Annotated in this window: 18 protein-coding genes and 2 tRNA genes; 9 read left to right on the top strand and 11 right to left on the bottom strand. The window is 68.7% G+C overall.

The window, feature by feature from the left end; genetic code table 11:
* Window positions 1-9 precede the first annotated feature (9 nt).
* Window positions 10-1,785, bottom strand: a complete 1,776-nt coding sequence (gene sppA, locus ABOZ73_RS04050; RefSeq protein WP_369060936.1) for a signal peptide peptidase SppA — start codon at window positions 1,783-1,785, stop codon at window positions 10-12.
* Between the two features lie 279 nt (window positions 1,786-2,064).
* A tRNA-Pro gene (locus tag ABOZ73_RS04045) sits at window positions 2,065-2,141 on the bottom strand.
* A gap of 165 nt (window positions 2,142-2,306) precedes the next feature.
* Between ABOZ73_RS04045 and ABOZ73_RS04040 the strand changes: the two genes are divergently transcribed.
* Window positions 2,307-2,381, top strand: a tRNA-Gln gene (locus tag ABOZ73_RS04040).
* Window positions 2,382-2,701: 320 nt separating this feature from the next.
* Here the strand turns inward: ABOZ73_RS04040 and ABOZ73_RS04035 are convergent.
* Together ABOZ73_RS04035 and ABOZ73_RS04030 are read right to left on the bottom strand one after the other, a co-directional pair.
* Window positions 2,702-2,902: a hypothetical protein gene (locus tag ABOZ73_RS04035; protein ID WP_369060935.1), complete on the bottom strand. Its 201-nt coding sequence runs from the start codon at window positions 2,900-2,902 to the stop codon at window positions 2,702-2,704.
* 65 nt (window positions 2,903-2,967) lie between these two features.
* Complete coding sequence (locus ABOZ73_RS04030) at window positions 2,968-3,888, bottom strand: LysR family transcriptional regulator (RefSeq protein ID WP_369060933.1); 921 nt, start codon at window positions 3,886-3,888, stop codon at window positions 2,968-2,970.
* A gap of 95 nt (window positions 3,889-3,983) precedes the next feature.
* On the opposite strand from ABOZ73_RS04030, the gene ABOZ73_RS04025 reads away from it, so the two are divergent.
* A complete protein-coding gene (locus ABOZ73_RS04025; protein ID WP_369060931.1) occupies window positions 3,984-4,463 on the top strand; it encodes a cupin domain-containing protein in 480 nt (159 codons plus the stop codon).
* A 49-nt stretch (window positions 4,464-4,512) separates the two neighbouring features.
* On the opposite strand, the gene ABOZ73_RS04020 is transcribed toward ABOZ73_RS04025, so the two are convergent.
* Window positions 4,513-4,944: an OsmC family protein gene (locus ABOZ73_RS04020; protein ID WP_369062480.1), complete on the bottom strand. Its 432-nt coding sequence runs from the start codon at window positions 4,942-4,944 to the stop codon at window positions 4,513-4,515.
* Window positions 4,945-5,029: 85 nt separating this feature from the next.
* On the opposite strand from ABOZ73_RS04020, the gene ABOZ73_RS04015 reads away from it, so the two are divergent.
* Window positions 5,030-5,488 carry a hypothetical protein gene (locus ABOZ73_RS04015; protein WP_369060929.1) on the top strand — a complete coding sequence of 153 codons (459 nt, stop codon included), beginning with the start codon at window positions 5,030-5,032 and terminating at the stop codon, window positions 5,486-5,488.
* Here ABOZ73_RS04015 and ABOZ73_RS04010 read toward each other — a convergent pair.
* From ABOZ73_RS04010 to ABOZ73_RS04000, 3 genes are all read right to left on the bottom strand, one after another.
* Window positions 5,485-6,030 (bottom strand): N-acetyltransferase family protein, encoded by a 546-nt coding sequence (locus ABOZ73_RS04010; RefSeq protein WP_369060927.1) that lies wholly within the window; start codon window positions 6,028-6,030, stop codon window positions 5,485-5,487. The two genes, ABOZ73_RS04015 and ABOZ73_RS04010, sit on opposite strands and share 4 nt — an antisense overlap.
* 127 nt (window positions 6,031-6,157) lie before the next feature.
* Entirely contained in the window at window positions 6,158-6,565 is a 408-nt protein-coding gene (locus ABOZ73_RS04005) for a GFA family protein (RefSeq protein WP_369060925.1), read from the bottom strand.
* Complete coding sequence (locus tag ABOZ73_RS04000) at window positions 6,559-8,739, bottom strand: S9 family peptidase (protein ID WP_369060923.1); 2,181 nt, start codon at window positions 8,737-8,739, stop codon at window positions 6,559-6,561. Before ABOZ73_RS04000 ends, ABOZ73_RS04005 begins: the two co-directional genes overlap by 7 nt.
* A 102-nt stretch (window positions 8,740-8,841) precedes the next feature.
* Here ABOZ73_RS04000 and ABOZ73_RS03995 point away from each other — a divergent pair, with 102 nt between their 5' ends.
* Complete coding sequence (locus ABOZ73_RS03995) at window positions 8,842-9,672, top strand: serine protease (protein ID WP_369060921.1); 831 nt, start codon at window positions 8,842-8,844, stop codon at window positions 9,670-9,672.
* 121 nt (window positions 9,673-9,793) lie between these two features.
* Here the strand turns inward: ABOZ73_RS03995 and ABOZ73_RS03990 are convergent, their stop codons facing one another.
* Complete coding sequence (locus tag ABOZ73_RS03990) at window positions 9,794-10,150, bottom strand: hypothetical protein (protein WP_369060919.1); 357 nt, start codon at window positions 10,148-10,150, stop codon at window positions 9,794-9,796.
* Window positions 10,151-10,380: 230 nt separating this feature from the next.
* Between ABOZ73_RS03990 and ABOZ73_RS03985 the strand changes: the two genes are divergently transcribed.
* The 4 genes from ABOZ73_RS03985 (at window position 10,381) to ABOZ73_RS03970 (ending at window position 14,245) form a co-directional block, all read left to right on the top strand.
* On the top strand, window positions 10,381-11,289 hold the full coding sequence (locus ABOZ73_RS03985; protein ID WP_369060917.1) for an AraC family transcriptional regulator N-terminal domain-containing protein: 909 nt from the start codon (window positions 10,381-10,383) through the stop codon (window positions 11,287-11,289).
* A 154-nt stretch (window positions 11,290-11,443) separates the two neighbouring features.
* The gene (locus tag ABOZ73_RS03980) at window positions 11,444-13,393 is read left to right on the top strand and encodes a TonB-dependent receptor plug domain-containing protein (RefSeq protein ID WP_369060915.1); all 1,950 of its coding nucleotides are present in this window, start codon (window positions 11,444-11,446) and stop codon (window positions 13,391-13,393) included.
* Window positions 13,390-13,788, top strand: coding sequence for a helix-turn-helix domain-containing protein (locus tag ABOZ73_RS03975; protein WP_369060913.1), 399 nt, complete (start codon window positions 13,390-13,392; stop codon window positions 13,786-13,788). Before ABOZ73_RS03980 ends, ABOZ73_RS03975 begins: the two co-directional genes overlap by 4 nt.
* Window positions 13,789-13,861: 73 nt before the next feature.
* Window positions 13,862-14,245 (top strand): putative quinol monooxygenase, encoded by a 384-nt coding sequence (locus ABOZ73_RS03970; protein WP_369060911.1) that lies wholly within the window; start codon window positions 13,862-13,864, stop codon window positions 14,243-14,245.
* 132 nt (window positions 14,246-14,377) lie between these two features.
* Here ABOZ73_RS03970 and ABOZ73_RS03965 read toward each other — a convergent pair whose 3' ends face one another.
* A complete protein-coding gene (locus ABOZ73_RS03965; RefSeq protein WP_369060909.1) occupies window positions 14,378-15,034 on the bottom strand; it encodes a TetR/AcrR family transcriptional regulator in 657 nt (218 codons plus the stop codon).
* Window positions 15,035-15,202: 168 nt separating this feature from the next.
* On the opposite strand from ABOZ73_RS03965, the gene ABOZ73_RS03960 reads away from it, so the two are divergent.
* On the top strand, window positions 15,203-16,519 hold the full coding sequence (locus ABOZ73_RS03960; RefSeq protein ID WP_369060907.1) for a tetratricopeptide repeat protein: 1,317 nt from the start codon (window positions 15,203-15,205) through the stop codon (window positions 16,517-16,519).
* A 155-nt stretch (window positions 16,520-16,674) separates the two neighbouring features.
* Here ABOZ73_RS03960 and ABOZ73_RS03955 read toward each other — a convergent pair whose 3' ends face one another.
* Complete coding sequence (locus ABOZ73_RS03955) at window positions 16,675-17,124, bottom strand: MaoC family dehydratase (protein ID WP_369060906.1); 450 nt, start codon at window positions 17,122-17,124, stop codon at window positions 16,675-16,677.
* Window positions 17,125-17,177: the final 53 nt, after the last annotated feature.

Below are 17,177 nucleotides of genomic sequence, written 5' to 3'. Positions count from 1 at the left end.
GCGTCTGCATCAGTCCACCATACGCGGCGCCAGCACAGTCGCGCCTTCGGAGCGCAGGCGGGCGTCCATCATCTCGGCCATGATCGCCTTGGCGTTGGGATCGCCCAGCAGCCAGCCGGCGGCGGCCACGGCGCGGGCGCTGTCGGCGCTGACGCCGAAGGCGCGCTCCAGGGCCTCGAACGGGCTCTTGGCCCCGCCCACGCGCTTGATGCGCACGTCGCCCTTCAGCTTGGCCAGGGTCTTGGCCTGCTCGACCGCGTCGTAGAAGCCGCCGAGCTGGTCAACGAGGCCCAGGTCCTTGGCCTGGACGCCAGTCCACACGCGGCCCCTGGCGATCTCGCGCACGCGGTCGACCGGAATCTTCCGGCCGGTGGCCACGCGCTCGATGAAGCCCTCATAGGTGTTGTCCATCCAGCGCTCGTAGGCGGCGCGCTGGGCGGTGGTCCATTCCTGGCCGGCCGAGTTGGTCCCGGCGTACTCGCCGCCGATCTGCAGCTGGCGCGCATCGACGCCGAAGCGGCCCAGGGCGTCGCCGATGGCGAACTTGCCGCCGAACACGCCGATGGAGCCGGTCAGGGTCCCCGGCTGGCTGACGATGGACGAGGCGTCCGAGCTGATCCAATAGCCGCCGGATGCCGCATAGGCGCCCATGGAGACCACCACCGGCTTGCCCGCCGCCTTGGCCGCGCGCACCGCCGACAGGATCTGCTCCGACGCGGTGTCCGACCCGCCGGGGGACGAGACGCGGAACACGATGGCCTTGATCTCGTCGTCCTTGATGGCGTCGTAGAACGCCTTGGCGACGTCGTCCGAATAGATGGTCTGCTCGGCCGAGAACGGGCTGCCGCCCCGGCCGGTGCCGGTCATGATCGGACCCTCGGCCGCGATCAGGGCCACGGCCTGTCCGCCCAGGGTGGGGGCGTTGCGTCGGGTGCGGGCGGCGTAGTCGTCGAAGGCGACCACCACCGCACCCTTGCTTGCCAGCTTCAGGACCGCCGTCTCGGCGTCCTTCACCTGGCCCACCTTGTCGATCAGGCCCAGGTTCAGAGCGTCGGCGGCCATATACGGGCCGGCCTCGATCGTCGCGCGCAGGGCGGCCGCGTCCTTCTTGCGGTCGGCGGCCACGGTGTTGAGGGCGGTCTCGTACAGCGAGCCCATCCACGACAGCTGCAATTCGCGGTGCGCCGGGGTGTAGTCGTCATGCAGGTACGGATTGATCGCCGTCTTGTACTCGGCGCGCTGGGCGAACTGCGGCTTGACCCCATACTTGTCGAACAGGCGCTTGAGGAAGACGTCCTCGCTGAACACGCCGGTCGCCTGGAACGGCGCGCCGGGCTGCATCCACAGCTCGTCCGCCGCCGCCCCGACCATGTAGGTCGAGGTCACCATGCCCGAGGGATAGAGCCCCTGGCTGTGGACGATCACCTTCTTGCCGGCCGCGCGAAGGCGCTTGAACGCGCCGCGCAACTCGTCGGCGGCCGCCGGGGTCATGCCGCCCTCGGGCAGGCGCACGAACAGGGCCTCGACCTTGTCGTCCTTCTCGGCGCGACGCAGCGTCTCGATGGTGGAGATGACCGACGGCCGCCCGCCCAGTACCGCCAAGGCGGTCATGCTGTCCTGGTCGCTCATGCCCTGGCGCAGGTCCAGGCTGATCACCGCGTGCGGCGGCGTGGCCGGCGGCGCCGCGGCGCCCGCGGCCAGGGCGATCAGCAGGAACGGGACCCCGATCAGGAACAGGGCCAGGCCCACGAACACGCCGGCGACGGTCAGAAGAAACTGTTTCATCAAGGGTCCTGTCTGCTGCGCCGCAAACTAAAGGAATTCCTCGAACAGGAAATGGCCCGCGCGATTAACAAATAGCCATGGTCTTCTTCTCTCCTGCCCGCTTGCGGGGGAGATTGGTGGAGGGGGCGCTAGCTGAGGTTCAGAAGAGCGCCCCCTCCGTCTCGTCGCTGACGCGCCGATCCACCTCCCCGTACGCTGCGCTACGGGGCAGGAGAAAAGCGCACATACGAACGCCATCCCCGAAGGGGGAAGCATCCTTGAATTTTCAGGGGAAGAAGATGGTCGGAGTGGCAGGATTCGAACCTGCGACCCCCGCGTCCCGAACGCGGTGCTCTACCAGACTGAGCCACACTCCGACTTGAGGAGGGGGCTTATAGGGGAGGGCGGAACAGGGCGCAAGCGACAGAAACGGCTCTTTGAGAAAATCCGCAAATCCACGTCACAGCCCCGTTGCATACTCAAATCGGCTGCGCTATTCCCACGCCCTCGCCGACGCCCCCCGGGGTGTTCGCCGTTCCTGCTGGGGAATGGTGTAATGGTAACACTGCGGTTTTTGGTACCGTCATTCTAGGTTCGAAGTCCTAGTTCCCCAGCCACTTCTCCCTTCGGGTGAGCCGCCGGCCCGGCCGGTCTCTCAGAGCACAGAGGATAAAGATGCGGTCCTCGGACCAATTCACGGGCAAGCGGCGCCGTAGGCTTGCGCAGGGATGATCGAAAACCGGTCAGCTGAAAAAGGTTGCCGCCGATCGTCGTCCAGCCCCTTGAACGCCCCCGCGAACAGCATACCTGTGATCACGACGCCGCGAGGCGTCATGCCCTTCCTGGGGCGTTTCCTCCCTAATGAACTCCAGCCCGGCTCCGGCCGGGCTTTTCTTTTGAGGATGAGAGGGGGAGGGCCGCCGTGGCGGCGCGGACCCTACTGGTGGACGGCCAGGGCCTGGCGCACCGCGTTGATGCAGCCCCACGCGCCCACGCTGATCATCATCAGGCCGATCACGATCAGGCTGATCTTGTCCGCGCGGTTGATCACCACCGCCCCGCCGGCGACGAAGGCCAGGCCCAGCAGTCCGCTGAGGAAGAGCCCGATGTGCACGAAGATCGAAAAGGCGCGGTCCATCCGCAGGCTCTAGCAAGCTGCGCCATGGTCCGGGATGCGACCGCCCGTCCCTGCGTCGGGATGCCTCAGAGGCTGCGCACGGCCTCCAGGACCACGCCGCGCAGCCACAGATGAGCCGGGCTGCGGTCGTGGCGGCTGTGCCAGTACATGCGAATCTCCGGCGTGGGGCTGGGCATCGGCGGCTGATACAGCGCCAGTCCCAGGTCGCCCGCCACCGCGCGGGCATACTGGATCGGCAAGGCCGCGATCAGGTCGCTGCCTGCGACGGCCAGCGCCACCCCGTGGAAGTGGGGCAGGGCCAGCACCACCTCGCGCCGCCCGCCGGCCGCCAGCAACGCCTCGTCCATCATGCCGGACATATCGCCAGTGATGGACCGGATAGCCTGGGGAATCGCGCAGAAGACATCCATGGGGATCGCCTCACCTTCCGGGACGTCCCGCAGCCGCGGATGTCCTTGGGCGGCGACGATGGCGAAGGGGGCGTCAAACATCGGCTCGCTGGCCACCCATTCCGGCAGATGCAGCGGCCGCTCCAGGGCCAGGTCGATGGCGTCCTCCTGCAGCAGGCGATCGACCTCGCCCCGGGCGCTGTCGAGAAACCGCAACCTGACGCCCGGCGCCTCCGTGCGCAGCCGCGCCGCCATCAGCGGCAGGACAAGGATGGAGAAGAAGTCGGCGCCCAGCAGGGTGAAGCTGGCCTCGGTCGAGGCCGGGTCGAAGCGGCGCTCGCCGAACAGGCTGCGCTCCACCGCCGACAGCGCCTCGCGGATGGGCTCCGCCAGATCCTCGGCGCGGGGCGTCGGCGCCATCTCGCTGCCCCGCCGCACGAAGAGCTGATCATCCAGCGTCGCGCGCAGCCGGCCCAGGGCCGCGCTCACCGCCGGCTGGCTGAGGCCGACGCGCTCTCCCGCCCGCGTCACGCTGCGCTCACGCATCAAGGCGTCGAACACCCGCAGCAGGTTCAGGTCGAAGGTCTGGAAATTCATCCGGCGGATCGGCCCCATATCAAGGTTCGATTTCCTTATCCCCGAACGCGCGACTAGTGGAGCGGCCTCGTCATTTCCACGAAGGAGGCGCGCCGATGACTGCGGCCCACGACCACGGACTTTGGTTTTTGAACACCCGCGTCGCCATTCACCGGGCGTCCAGCGACAGCGCCGACGGCCTGTCGGTCATGGAGCACTGGATGCCCCATGGCGAGGCGCCGCCCTTGCACATGCACCATAGCGAGGACGAGGTGTTCCACGTCCTTGAGGGGATGGTCCGCTTCCGGGTGGGAGATGTGGAGCGGCTGGCCGGCGCGGGCGAGACCCTGGTCGCGCCCAAGGGCGTGCCGCACGGCTTCGTGGTGGAGTCCCCCGGCGGCGCCCGATGCCTGGTCATGACGCCGGGGCCGGATTTCGAAGGCCTCATCCGCGCCATGGGCCGACCGGCGGAAGCCGCCGCCCTGCCGGAGCCGGCGGAGCCGACCCCGGCCCAGCAGCAGGCCCTGGCGGCGGCGGCCCTGGACCGCCGCATCAAGATCCTCGGCCCGCCGATCAACACGCCGGCGGGCGCCTGAGATGGCGATGGCGGTATGGCCGGCGCCCGTCAGGCTCCGCCGATTGGTCTCAGCCGGCCAGTTCGCTGCTCAGCGTGATGTCCGCGTTCAGGACCTTGGACACCGGGCAGTTGGCCTTGGCCTTGCCGGCCAGCTCGTTGAAGGTCGCCGCGTCGATGTTCGGGACCTTGCCCTTCAGGGTCAGGTGGATTGCGGTGATGGCGTAGCCGCCGTCCTGCTCTTCCAGGGTGACCTCGGCGCTGGTCTCCAGACTGTCGGCGGTGAAGCCGGCCTGACCCAGGATCAGCGACAGGGCCATGGTGAAGCAGGCCGCGTGCGCCGCGCCCAGAAGCTCTTCCGGGTTCGACCCGGCCTGCCCCTCGAACCGGCTGGCGAAGCCGTAGGGGTACGCGCTCAGGGCGCCGCTCTCGGTATTGATCGAACCCTTGCCGTCCTTGATGCCGCCGGTCCAGGCGACCGAACCGCGACGCTTGATCTTCAGGGCCATGATGTCTCTCCCGTTGCGTTGAATGCCGCGCGCATCCTAGGACGCCAACGCGACAGCTCTTGAACGGAAACAACCCCGCATGCCGATTTCGCCGTCCCTGGCGCAAAGCCTCGCCCTGACCGCCCAGGCCTGCGGCGCCAGCCGCGATCCGTGGTGGGTGATCGGCAGCGCGGCCATGGCCCTGGCGGGGCTGGATGACAAGGAGGTCGCGGATGTGGATGTCCTGACCTCCACCGCCGACGCGCCCCGCGTCGCGGCGGCCCTGGGCGCCACGCCGCCGGTCGGAAAGGCGAGCGGCGACCACTTCCGCTCCTGCTTCTTCACCACCGATGCGACGCCCCTGGACATCGAGGTCATGGGCGACCTGGAGGTGATGTCGAACGGGGCCTGGGTGCCCGTGCGACCGCGGACGCGCCGTGCGGTCGATGTCGCCGGCGCGGTAATCTTCATCCCCGACGTCGCCGAGCAGATCGAGATCCTGCGCCTGTTCGGCCGGCCCAAGGACCTGGCGCGGGCGGAGAAGCTGGGCGCGCTCTAGAAGCCCTTCAGGCTCAGGCCCTCGGCGTCCGGCTGCGTCTCCGATCCGCCGTTCAGGCTCTTCTGCATCAGCACGATGTCGACCCAGCGCTCCTGCTTGAAGCCCACGTCGCGGAACGTGCCCACCGGCTCGAAGCCCATGGCCTTGTGCAGGCCGATGGAGCCGGCGTTGCTGGTGTCGCCGATGATCGCCATCACCTGCCGCAGGCCCATGGCCGCGCAGGCGTCCAGCACCGCCCCCAGCACCGCGCGCCCGACGCCCCGGCCCTTGGCCTTGGGCGAGATGTAGACGCTGTCCTCGACCGTGTAGCGGTACGCCGCCCGCAGCCGGAAAGGCCCGGCATAGGCGTAGCCCAGGATCTCGCCGTCCTCTTCGGCCACCAGATACGGCAGCCCCCGAGACTGCACCCCGGCCATGCGGGTCGCGATCTCGTCCGCCGAGGGCGGGACCTCCTCGAACGTACCGAACCCGTTCAGACAGGCGTCGGCATAGATCTCTGCGATGGCGGCGGCGTCGGCGGGCGTGGCGGGGCGGATGTTCATGTGGCGTGCATACCCCAATCCTCCCCCTCAGGGGGAGGGGGACCGCGAAGCGGTGGAGGGGGTAGAACTGGGTGCTGGCTCAGCAGTCCCCTCCGGCCCTCCGGGCCACCTCCCCTTTAGCGCCCCCTCACTCCGGCATCGTCTCGAACACCGCGACGTCCGGGGGCAGGGGCGCCCAGGCGGGACGGTCGCGGTTGAAGATGGCGATCTGGGGTTTGAACAGGCTCGGGTCGTCCAGCGAGCCCGCATAGAGGGTGTGGCTGTCGCTCTCGCCGACCACCCCGCCGAACACCAGCCCGCCGCAGGTGGGGCAGGAGTTGCGCACCGCCTCGCCGCCCTTGAAGGCGGGAGAGCGGAACTGCCGGGTCATGCCGCTGAACCGCACCGCCTCGGCGGGAAAGCCCATGAACGGGATGAAACCGCCGCCCGACGCCTTGCGGCAGTCGGCGCAGTAGCAATGGCCCGTATAGGCCGGCGGCCCCTCCGCTTCATAGCGGACGCCGCCGCAGAGGCAGCCGCCGGTGATCCTCACCACGCCTTCTCCCAGCCCTTCTCGACCGCCCAGACGGCGAACGCGTAGTCCAACGCGATCTCCTTCAGGAAATCGAACCGGCCGGACGCCCCGCCGTGTCCGGCTTCCATGTTGATCTTCAGCAGGATAGGGCTCGTTCCCGTGGTGTGGTCGCGCAGCTTGGCGACCCACTTTTCCGGCTCCCAATAGGTGACGCGCGGGTCCGACAGGCCGCCGGTGGCCAGCACCGCCGGATAGGGCTTGGCCCCGATCTGGTCGTAGGGGCTGTAGCTGAGCATGTAGTCGTAGGCTTCCGCGTCCTCGATCGGGTTGCCCCATTCGGGCCACTCCGGCGGGGTCAGCGGCAGGGACGTGTCGCTCATGGTGTTGATCACATCCACGAACGGCACGGCGCCGATGATGCCGCTCCACAGGTCGGGGCGCATGTTGGTCACCGCCCCCATCAGCAGGCCGCCGGCCGAGCCGCCATAGGCCACGGTACGCCCCTTCGCCCCATAGCCGTTGGCGTGCAGGTGCTCGGCGCAGGCGATGAAGTCAGTGAAGGTGTTCTTCTTCTTGAAGCGCTTGCCGTCCAGGAACCAGCCCCAGCCCTTTTCCGAGCCGCCGCGGATGTGGGCCGTGGCCCAGATCCAGCCCCGGTCCACCAGGCTGAAGTTGCGGATCGAGAAGCTGGGATCCATCGGGATGCCGTAGCTGCCATAGCCGTAAAGCAGCAGCGGGGCCGAGCCGTCCAGCTTGGTTCCCTTCTTCATCAGCACGGTGATCGGCACTTCGGCGCCGTCGGGCGCCTTGGCGTAGAGCCGCTTGGTGACGTAGTCGGCCGGGTTGTGGCCGGACGGGATTTCCTGGGTCTTGCGCAGCACCTTCGTGCGCTTGGCCATGTCGTAGTCGAACCACTGACGCGGGGTGGTCGGCGACTGGTAGACATAGCGCATCACCGGGGTGTCGAACTCGTACCCGCCCTCCAGCGACAGGACATAGGCCTCCTCGTCCATGACGATGGGATGCTCGGCCCCGCCCTTTTCGGTGACGACGATACGGGTGTTGGCGTTGACGCGCTCCAGCCGCACGAAGTGGTTCTGATAGGCGGTGGTCCCGACGATCAGCGTGCCCGGACGGTGGGCGACCCACTCCTTCCAGTTCTTGGCCGAGGGATCGGAAACCGGCGCGCGCACCAGCTTGAAGTCCACCGCGTCGCCGGCGTTGGTGCGGATGATGAAGTCGCCGTCCCAGTGCTCGACGTCATAGCGGACGCCGGCCTTGCGCGGCTCCACCACCTTGGGCTTGGCGGTCGGGTCGGCGGCCGGGATGATCAGGGCTTCGGAGCTGTCGTTGTTGCCGGCGCTGATGACCAGGAACTGGTCGGACGCCACGCGGCCAATGCCGATGAAATAGCCCTCGTCAGCCTCTTCATAGACCAGCACGTCGTCCTTGGCGCCGCCGCGCGCCGGGCGGCGATAGATCTTGTCCGGCCGGCCGTTGTCGTCGCGATGGGTCCAGAACAGCCACTGGGAGTCGGGCGAGAAGGTGAAGTCCCCGGTGGAGCTCTCCACCGGCTCGGCCAGCACCTGGCCGGTGGCCAGGTCCTTCACGAACACGCGGAAGACTTCCGAGCCCTGCGCGTCCTCGGCATAGGCGAACAGCTTGTGGTCGGGGCTGTGGTCGGCCGCGCCGACCTCCGAATAGGCCTTGCCCTTGGCCAGGGCGTCGGCGTCCAGCAGCACTTCCTCGGCCCCCCCGCCGCGCGGCTTGCGGGCGTAGATCGGGTGCTGCGCCCCGACATTGTAGCGGGTGTAGTATTCGAACGCGCCGTCGGGGGCGGGGACGGAGGCGTCGTCTTCTTTGACGCGGCCCTTCATCTCCTCGAACATCGCCTTCTGCAGCGGTTCGGTCTTGGCCAGCATGGCCTTGGTGTAGGCGTTCTCCTCGGTCAGGTGCGCCTTGACGTCCGCCTTGATCAGGCTGGGGTCGCGCAAGACCTTCTGCCAGTTGTCGTCCTTCATCCAGGCGTAGTCGTCGGTCCGCACGCGGCCCAGCTGCTCGATGCGCTTCGGTTCCTTCTTGGCGACGGGCGGCTTGGGGAGGGTAGGCGACGCGGACATAGATTCACCGGGAATGAGTGCGGAAGAAGCGACCAGGGCGGCCGCGGAGGCCAGAAGTTCGCGTCGGTTTTGCATGCGGGGTCCTAAAACCTAGGGGTGCGGCAGGACGCCAGCTTGTGACGCGGATTCGAGGTTGGTCAAATGGGGCCAGTTGAGTCGCGTATTCAAGGGGCGTCCATGGCCTGGGATCTCTCACTCGATCTCATTCAGGCGACGGTGCAGGTCGAACAGGCCCTGCCCGACGGCGGCCGGACCGTGGGCACCGGCTTCCTGGTCGACGCCCCGACCCCTGACGGCCGTCCGCGCACCGTGCTGGTCACCGCCGGCCATGTGCTGGAGCGTATGCCCAAAGCCAGCGCCCGCATCGGCTATCGCGTCCAGGGCGGCGACGGCGTCTGGCGCTACGACCCCCAGACCATGACCATCCGCGACGCCGCCAACCAACCGGAATGGGCCAAGCACCCGACCCGCGACGTGGCCGCGATCGAGGTCGTCGCGCCGCCGGAATTCGCCAAGGCGGCGATCCCTCTGGCCTGGCTGGCCGCGGACGAAACCTTCAGCAAGGTGGCGCTCGGCCCCGGCGACGAGATGATGGCGCTGGGCTTCCCGCGCGGCCTGGCCGCCAACGGCGCCGGCTTCCCGATCCTGCGTTCGGGCCGAGTGGCCTCCTACCCGCTGGGCCCGGCCGACAATTCGCCGACCTTCCTGCTCGATTTCGCGGTGTTTCCCGGCAATTCCGGCGGCCCGGTGTTCATGGCCCAGGCCGCCCGCCGTCGCCCCGGGGCGGGCGAGGCCCAGGAAGTTCAGTTCGTCGCCGGCATGCTCACCCAGCAGGTGGAGCTGAACAAGGAACGGCTGGAGATCGGCGTCGTCACCCACGCCAAGTTCATCCGCGAGGCGGTGAACATGCTGGACGGCGTCATCCCGATCAGCGCGACAAAGGTCGCCGAAACCCTGCCCCCCACCCAGGTCGCCGCCAACGCGGTCGAAGCCGGGACGATCGACTAGGCGCGTTGCGTCCTTCGAGACGGCCTGTCGGCCTCCTCAGGATGACGAATTCAGCAGCAACAAAGCCCGTCATGCTGAGGAGCGCGAGAGCGCGTCTCGAAGCACGCACAATGCCCGCGCATCAACCCACGCTGTGGCGCACGGGCGAGACGCTCCAGCACACCGTGCGCTGATCGATCAGGTTGTGGACCGGCGAGTCCGCCAGTTCGTCCATCAGGCCGTCCGCCGCCGCGCGGCCGTCCGACACCGCCGCCCAGACCAGTACGTCGGCCACCGAGCCGTCGGCCTGCTCCATGATCCGACGCGAGCGGAAGCCGGGTTGGCGGCGCAGCCAGGCGTCCACTCCCGCGTTGGCGTCGATGAACTGCTCCACCGTGCAGCCGCGCAGGCGGAAGGTGGTGATCTCGACGGCTTCCATGACCCGCTGCTCGGACCGCGGCGCGTCTGCGTGCATGTTGTAATCGATGATCCGAGCCATGGAATTCTCCTTCGAGCGGGTGTGCGATCCTGCATCCAGGACGGGGAGGTCGGATGCGGTCGGGATGCGAAGGGCGTCGCCGTGGCGGGCGGCTCCGCTATCCTGACAACACCAGTCTGTCATGCGGCCCCGTCGGCGCGACAGAAACGATCCCGCAGGAGTTTTGCCTGATCCTGCAAAAACCGACGTTCCGCACTATCGCCCGCCCATCCGCCCGCTAGGTTGGCCCCATGACGCTTCCTGCCGATCCCTATGCGGAGCTGGTCTCCCTGATCACCCGGTTCACGCCGGAGGACGGCCATGTGGAGACCGCCGTCGACGGCCTCTTCATCGCCCGCAAGACCTCGCCCAGCATGCCGCTGCACACCGCCCAGTGGCCGTGCCTGGCCCTGGTGGTCCAGGGCGCCAAGGTCGTCCGCATCGGCGAGGAGAGTCTGCGCTATGGCGTCGGCGACTATCTGCTGGTCGCCCTCGACATGCCGGTCGCCTCCTGCGTGGTCGAGGCGACGCCGGAGAAGCCGCAGATCGGCCTGGGCATGGCGATCAACCCCGCGCGCCTGGGGGAGCTGATGCGCCGCATCGGCGTGCCGCGCCCGGCCACCGCCGCCGACGCGGTGCGCGGCCTGGCCGTCAACTCGGCGGGGCCGGACTTGCTCGACGCGGTGCTGCGCATGGTCCGCCTGCTGGAGCGGCCGCACGACATCCCCGCCATGGCGCCGCTGATCCAGGACGAGATCCTCTACCGTCTGCTCACCGGCCCCGACGCCGCGCGGCTGCTGCACATCACGGCGGGCGAGGGGACGGGCGGCCGCGTGCCTCGCGCCGTCGCCTGGCTGCGCGACAACTACGACCAGCCCCTGCGCATCGAGGCCCTGGCCGAGGCGGTGGGCATGAGCGAGTCCTCCCTGCACCACCAGTTCAAGGCGGTCACCGCCATGACCCCGCTGCAGTATCAAAAGCAGCTGCGCCTGCACGAAGCCCGCCGCCTGATGCTGGTCGAGGACGCCGACGTCGCCACCGCCGGCTTCCGCGTCGGCTACCAGAGCCCCTCCCAGTTCAGCCGCGAATATCGCCGCCTCTACGGCCTGCCCCCCGCCCGCGACGTGGAAGCGGCAAGGCGGCCGCTGGCGGCGGAGTAGGGGGCTTTGTCATGCCGAGAGCGCCTAAGCGCGTCCCGAAGCACGCAAGGCGCTTGACCCTGCACCTGCTACAGCCTGCAAGAGGCTGACATCGCCGGATGAGTTGTTCGGGTATGTTATCTCATTGCAAGGCTTGAACATTTTGCGCTCACGCTTGTTTCGAACCCGTCTCGTTCCGCTGGCCGTCGCCGTGGTTCTGGCGCCCCTGACGGCCCACGCCCAGGAGGTTCAGGGCGACGAGGACGAAGCCGTCGAGGCTGTCATCGTCCAGGCCACTCGCACCGGCCGCCGCGTGCAGGACGAGCCAATCCGCGTCGAGGTCATGGGCCGCGAGGAGATCGAGGAGAAGATGCTGATGCGGCCCGGCAACGTGGCCATGATCGTCAGCGAGACCGGCGGCCTGCGGGTGCAGGTCACCTCGCCGTCCCTGGGCGCCTCCAACGTGCGGGTTCAGGGGATGCGCGGCCGCTACACCCAGCTGCTCGCCGACGGCCTGCCGCTGTATGGCGGCCAGTCCATCGGCCTGCTGCAGATCCCGCCCACCGACCTGGGCCAGGTGGAGGTGATCAAGGGCGCGGCCTCGGCCCTCTATGGCTCGTCGGCCCTGGGCGGCGTCATCAACCTCGTTTCGCGGCGACCGGCCGACACGCCGCAGGGCGAGATTCTGCTGAACCTGACCAGCCGCAACGGCCAGGACCTCACCGCCTATGGCTCGGCGCCCATCAACGACCAGTGGTCCTATTCCGTCACCGGCGGCCTGCACCGTCAGAGCCGCCAGGACCTGGATGCCGACGGCTGGGCGGACATGGCGGGCTATGACCGCTGGACCGTTCGCCCGCGCCTGTTCTGGAACGCCGACAACGGCGCGGCCGCTTTCTTCACCCTCGGCGCCATGGGCGAGCAACGCGACGGCGGGACCATGCCCGGCCGCACGGCGCCGGACGGCCGCCCCTTCGTCGAAAGCCAGGACAGCCGTCGCCTGGACGCCGGCCTTACCGCCCGCGTTCCGCTGAGCCCCGGGACCGCCGCCCATCTGCGCGCCTCCGCCGTCAGCCAAAAGCACGAACACCGCTTCGGCCCGGTGGTCGAGGATGACCGCCACCGCACCTTCCTGGCCGAGGCCTCGATCTCCGGCGGGCCGGAGGGGACCTCATGGCTGGGCGGTCTCGCCTTCCAGGCCGACGACTACCGCTCCGACGCCTTCTCGGGGTTCGACTACACCTACAGCGTCCCCGGCCTGTTCGCGCAGGTGGAGCATGACTTCACCGAAGACCTGACAGTGGCCGGCAGCGCCCGCTTCGACGTCCACAGCGAGTACGGCTCGCGCCTCAGCCCGCGCCTGTCGGTCATGTATCGGCCGGGGCCGTGGACCGTCCGCGCCTCGCTGGGCAAGGGCTTCTACGCCCCGACCCCGTTCGTGGAGGAGGTGGACGCCACCGGCCTCTCGCGGCTGGAGCCGTTCACCGGCCTGAAGGCCGAAACCGCGGAGACCGCCTCCATCGATGCCGGCTACGCCCGGGGCCCGTTCGAGGCGAACCTGACCGTCTTCATGTCCCACATCCACGACGCTGTGACCCTGGTGGAGACCGGCCCGGAAAGCGTGCGGCTGGTCAACGCGCCCGGCCTGACCCGCACCGGCGGGGTCGAGGCGCTGCTGCGCTATCGCTGGAGCGATTTCACCGTCACCGGCAGCTACGTCTATGTGGACTCCTCCGAGCCTGATCCCGTCGGCGCCGGCCGCCGGGTTATCCCCCTGACCCCGCGCCACACCGCCGGCGTGGTCGCCATGTGGGAGCAGAACGGCAAGGGCCGCGTGGGGCTGGAGGCCTACTACACCGGCCCGCAGGCGCTGGAGGACAACCCCTATCGCACGCGGGGCAAGTCGTACCTGGAGGTCGGCGCCCTGGGCGAAGTCACCCTCGGCGACATCAGCCTGTTCGTGAATCTCGAGAACATCCTCAACGTCCGCCAGACCAAGTATGATCGCCTCCTCCTGCAGCGCCGGGCGCCGGACGGCCAGTGGACGGTCGACTCCTGGGCTCCCGCCGACGGCTTCATCGTCAACTGCGGCGTGCGCGTGCGGTTCGGAGGACACGGAGAGTGACGCTGACCATCGGGGATCTGGCCCGCGCCGCGGGGGTGAAGGTCGAGACCGTCCGCTATTACGAGCGGATCGGCCTGCTGCCCACGCCGCCGCGCACCGCCGGCAACTACCGCGCCTATGGCGAGGCCGAGCGCGGCCGCCTGGCCTTCATCCGTCGCGCGCGGGAGCTGGGCTTCCCCATCGATCAGGTCCGCACCCTGCTGGACTTGGCTGACCAGCGCGACCAGTCCTGCGCCACGGTCGACACCCTGGCCCACGCCCACCTGGCGGTGGTCGAGCGCAAGATCGCCGACCTCCAGGCCCTGGGCCGCGAGCTGTCCGGCATGATCGACCAGTGCGGCCGGGGTGCCATCGCCGACTGCCGGATCATCGCCGCGCTGGCGCCGGATACTTAAAATCCCCTCGCCCCGCTTGCGGGGAGAGGGGATTGGCTGGCGCGGCGTTCGTTCCGGCGCTACCACTTCCCCCATGACGCCCCGCCGCCGCGATTTCGTGACTGGAAGCCTGGCCCTCGGCCTGGCGGGCGCAACCCTGTCCACCGCTGCGGGAGCCACGCCCATGTACGGCCTGATCGGCAAGATGAAAGCCGCCCCCGGCCAGCGCGACGCGCTGATCGCCATCCTGCTGGAGGGCGTGTCCGGCATGCCCGGCTGCCTGTCTTACGTCGTCGCCAAAGCGCCCGATGACGCCGACGCGATCTGGATCACCGAGGTCTGGGACAGCGCTGAAAGCCACAAGGCCTCCCTGCAGCTCCCCTCGGTGAAGGACGCCATCACCAAGGGCCGCCCCCTGATCGCGGCCTTCGAAAGCCACGTAGAGACCGTCCCGGTCGGCGGGCACGGGTTGAAGTAAGCTCTTCTCCTCCCCCGCTTGCGGGGAGGGGACTCTTCAACCGCTCATCCCGGCGAAGGCCGGGATCCAGATTTATCCAGAGCATCAGCAGGGTTTCACCTGGACCCCGGCCTTCGCCGGGGTGAGCCGTTTTTAGCTGAACAACAGCCGCACGCTGTCCCGGTACAGCAGGATGTGCCGCGCCGCCTGGCTGGGGTCGCGCAGGCCCTTGGCCAGCAGGATGCCGCCCTCGACGATGACCGTCATCTGGTCGGCCAGGGTCTCCAGGTCCACGGCCATGCGCGGCGGATGGACGGCGGCGATCTCCTCCAGCCAGGCCTGATAGCGGCGACGCCAGCTCATCACGATCTCCAGCCCGCGCTCGCGCACCCCGGCGTCGAAGGCGCTGTCCTGTATGACGATGGCCGCCACGATGCAGCCGAGCCGGACCTTCAGCACCTCCTCCATCACCTCGGCGGTGAACTTCAGGAAGATCAGGTACGCGTGCAGCGGGTCCTCGTGCAGGCTGCGGGCCCGGCTCTCCAGGCTGTCCAGCAGCGCCTCGTCCTCTTCGATGAAGCGGTCGATCAGCTGGCGGGCGAGGTCGTTCTTGTCCTTAAAGTGGTAGAAGAACCCGCTCTTGGTGATGCCGCCGGCCTCGACCAGCTCCTCGATCGACGTGGCCGCGAAGCCCTTGTCGACGATCCGGTCATAGGCCAGGTCCATGATGCGCGCACGCGTCGCCGCGCCCTTGGACAGGGGCGGGGACTGCACCGTCAGTACGGTTTTCGGATCGGCGACATCGAGCATGGCTGACGAGATAGCATATTTTGTGTGTGAAATACCAGCGTTTTCAGAGGGTTCTCTCTTCCCGGCGGACTGGACCATCCGTCGGCTGGAGGGTCGGAGAGTGGGCTTATAGATATCTGCGCCTTCCGGATCGGCGGGCATGCCGGTCCCCCTCAGACCGAGCACGCAATGACCCTCAAGGATCACCGCGGGCTGGCCGTCACCGGCGCCAGCCCCTTCGCCCTGGAGCGCTTCGAAAGCGCCCTGGCCCTGTTCAACCGCTTCGGCGTCGACCCCGTCGCGGAACTCGACGCCGCCCTGGCCGACAGCCCGGGCTTCGTTATGGCCCACGCCTTGCGCGCCTATCTGCACCTGATGGGCACGGACCCTATCGGCCCCTCAGCCGTGCGTCATAACCTGGAGGCCGCCCGCGCCGCCGGCGGAAACGCCCGCGAGGCGGCGCACATCCTGGCAATGGAGGCGATGATCGACGGCCGCTGGCGCAACGCCGCCCGCATCCTGGAGGACGTGGCCATCACCTGGCCGCTGGACATGGTCGCCATCCGCGCCGGCCACTTCGTCGACTACCTGCTGGGCGACAGCCGCATGCTGCGAGACCGTATCGGCCGGGCCCTGCCGGTGTGGAGCCATGCAGTCCCCGGCTGGCACGCCATGCTGGCCATGCACGCCTTCGGGCTGGAAGAGACCGGCGACTACGCCCGCGCCGAGACGCAGGGGCGCAAGGCCCTGGCGCTGGAGCCGCGCGACGGCTGGGCCCGTCACGCCGTCGCCCACGTCATGGAGATGCAGGGCCGCAGCGAGGAGGGCGTCGCCTTCATGACCGGCGACCTAGCCGCCTGGTCGGAGAACAACATGCTGGCGGTCCACAACTGGTGGCACCTGGCGCTCTATCACCTGGAGCTGGGAGATGTGGCCGAAGCCCTGCGCCTGTTCGACGGACCGATCTACGGCGTCCGCTCGCCCCTGGCGTTCGACATGGTGGACGCCGCCGCCCTGCTGTGGCGGCTGAAGCTGCTGGGGGTCGATGTGGGTGATCGCTGGAGCGCGGTGGCCGAGACCTGGGCGCCCTGCCAGCCGGACAACGCCTACGCCTTCAACGACATGCACGCCATGATGGCCTTCGCCTCGGCGGGCCGGAAGGACGACGTGCGGCTGGTCCGCTCGGTCCAGTCCTCGGCGCGCGACAGCCTGGGCGACAATCGCGAGTTCCTGACCCAAGGCGGCCAGGCGGCGACCGAGGCCATGGCCGCCTTCGTGGACGGCGACTACCGCCGGGTCATCACCTTGCTGCGCCCCATGCGGCATCACGCCTACCGCTTCGGCGGCAGCCACGCTCAGCGCGACGTCATCGACCTGACCCTGCTGGAGGCGGCCCTGCGCGCCGGCGACCGCGACCTGGCCCTCGCCCTCTCCGCCGAACGCGCCGACGCCAAGCCCCACGGCAGCGCGCTGCTGCTGGCCGACCGGGTGCGGCGGGCGGCATAAGAAGGAAAGAACCTAACCGATAGTCCGCCTCCTCGCCCTTGTGGCGAGGGTCCCTGTGTCCGCCAACGCCTCACCAGGACGGGTCGCGCCGTGCGTGCGGATGCAGGGACCCCAGGCACAAGGCCTCGGGAGGCGAGTGAAATCGGGCGGCGGTGTCAGCCCCCGTAAATGATCGAGATCGTCTCGGCCACGCAGGCCGGGCGTTCTTCGCCTTCGATCTCGATGGTGCATTCGTTCTTCAGCTGCAGGCCGCCGGCCTTGGGCTCCACGCCGGTCAGCTTCTGGCGCATGCGCACCTTCTTGCCGACGCGGACCATGTTGGTGAAGCGCACCTTCTCGGTGCCGTAGTTGATGCCGCGCGTGACGCCCGACACGTTCAGCAGGCCGGCGCCCAGGAACGGGATCAGAGACAGGGTCAGGTAGCCGTGGGCGATCGGGCCGCCGATCTCACGCGTGGCGCGCTCCACGTCCACGTGGATCCACTGATGGTCGCCGGTGGCCTCCGCGAACTGGTTGACCCGCTCCTGGGTGATCTCGACCCAGTCGGAGACCCCGATTTCCTGGCCGACCAGGCTGCTGACCTCGTTGAAACTCACGGACTTCATGGGCGGCTCCTCTTATTCAAACGATTGTTTCGTTCCGTTGTAGCGGTCATTCT

Source organism: Caulobacter sp. 73W (genome assembly GCF_041021955.1).
Classification (GTDB): Bacteria; Pseudomonadota; Alphaproteobacteria; order Caulobacterales; family Caulobacteraceae; genus Caulobacter.
The sequence above is the reverse complement of the archived record's forward strand: the minus strand, read 5'-3'. Positions and strand labels throughout refer to the sequence as shown.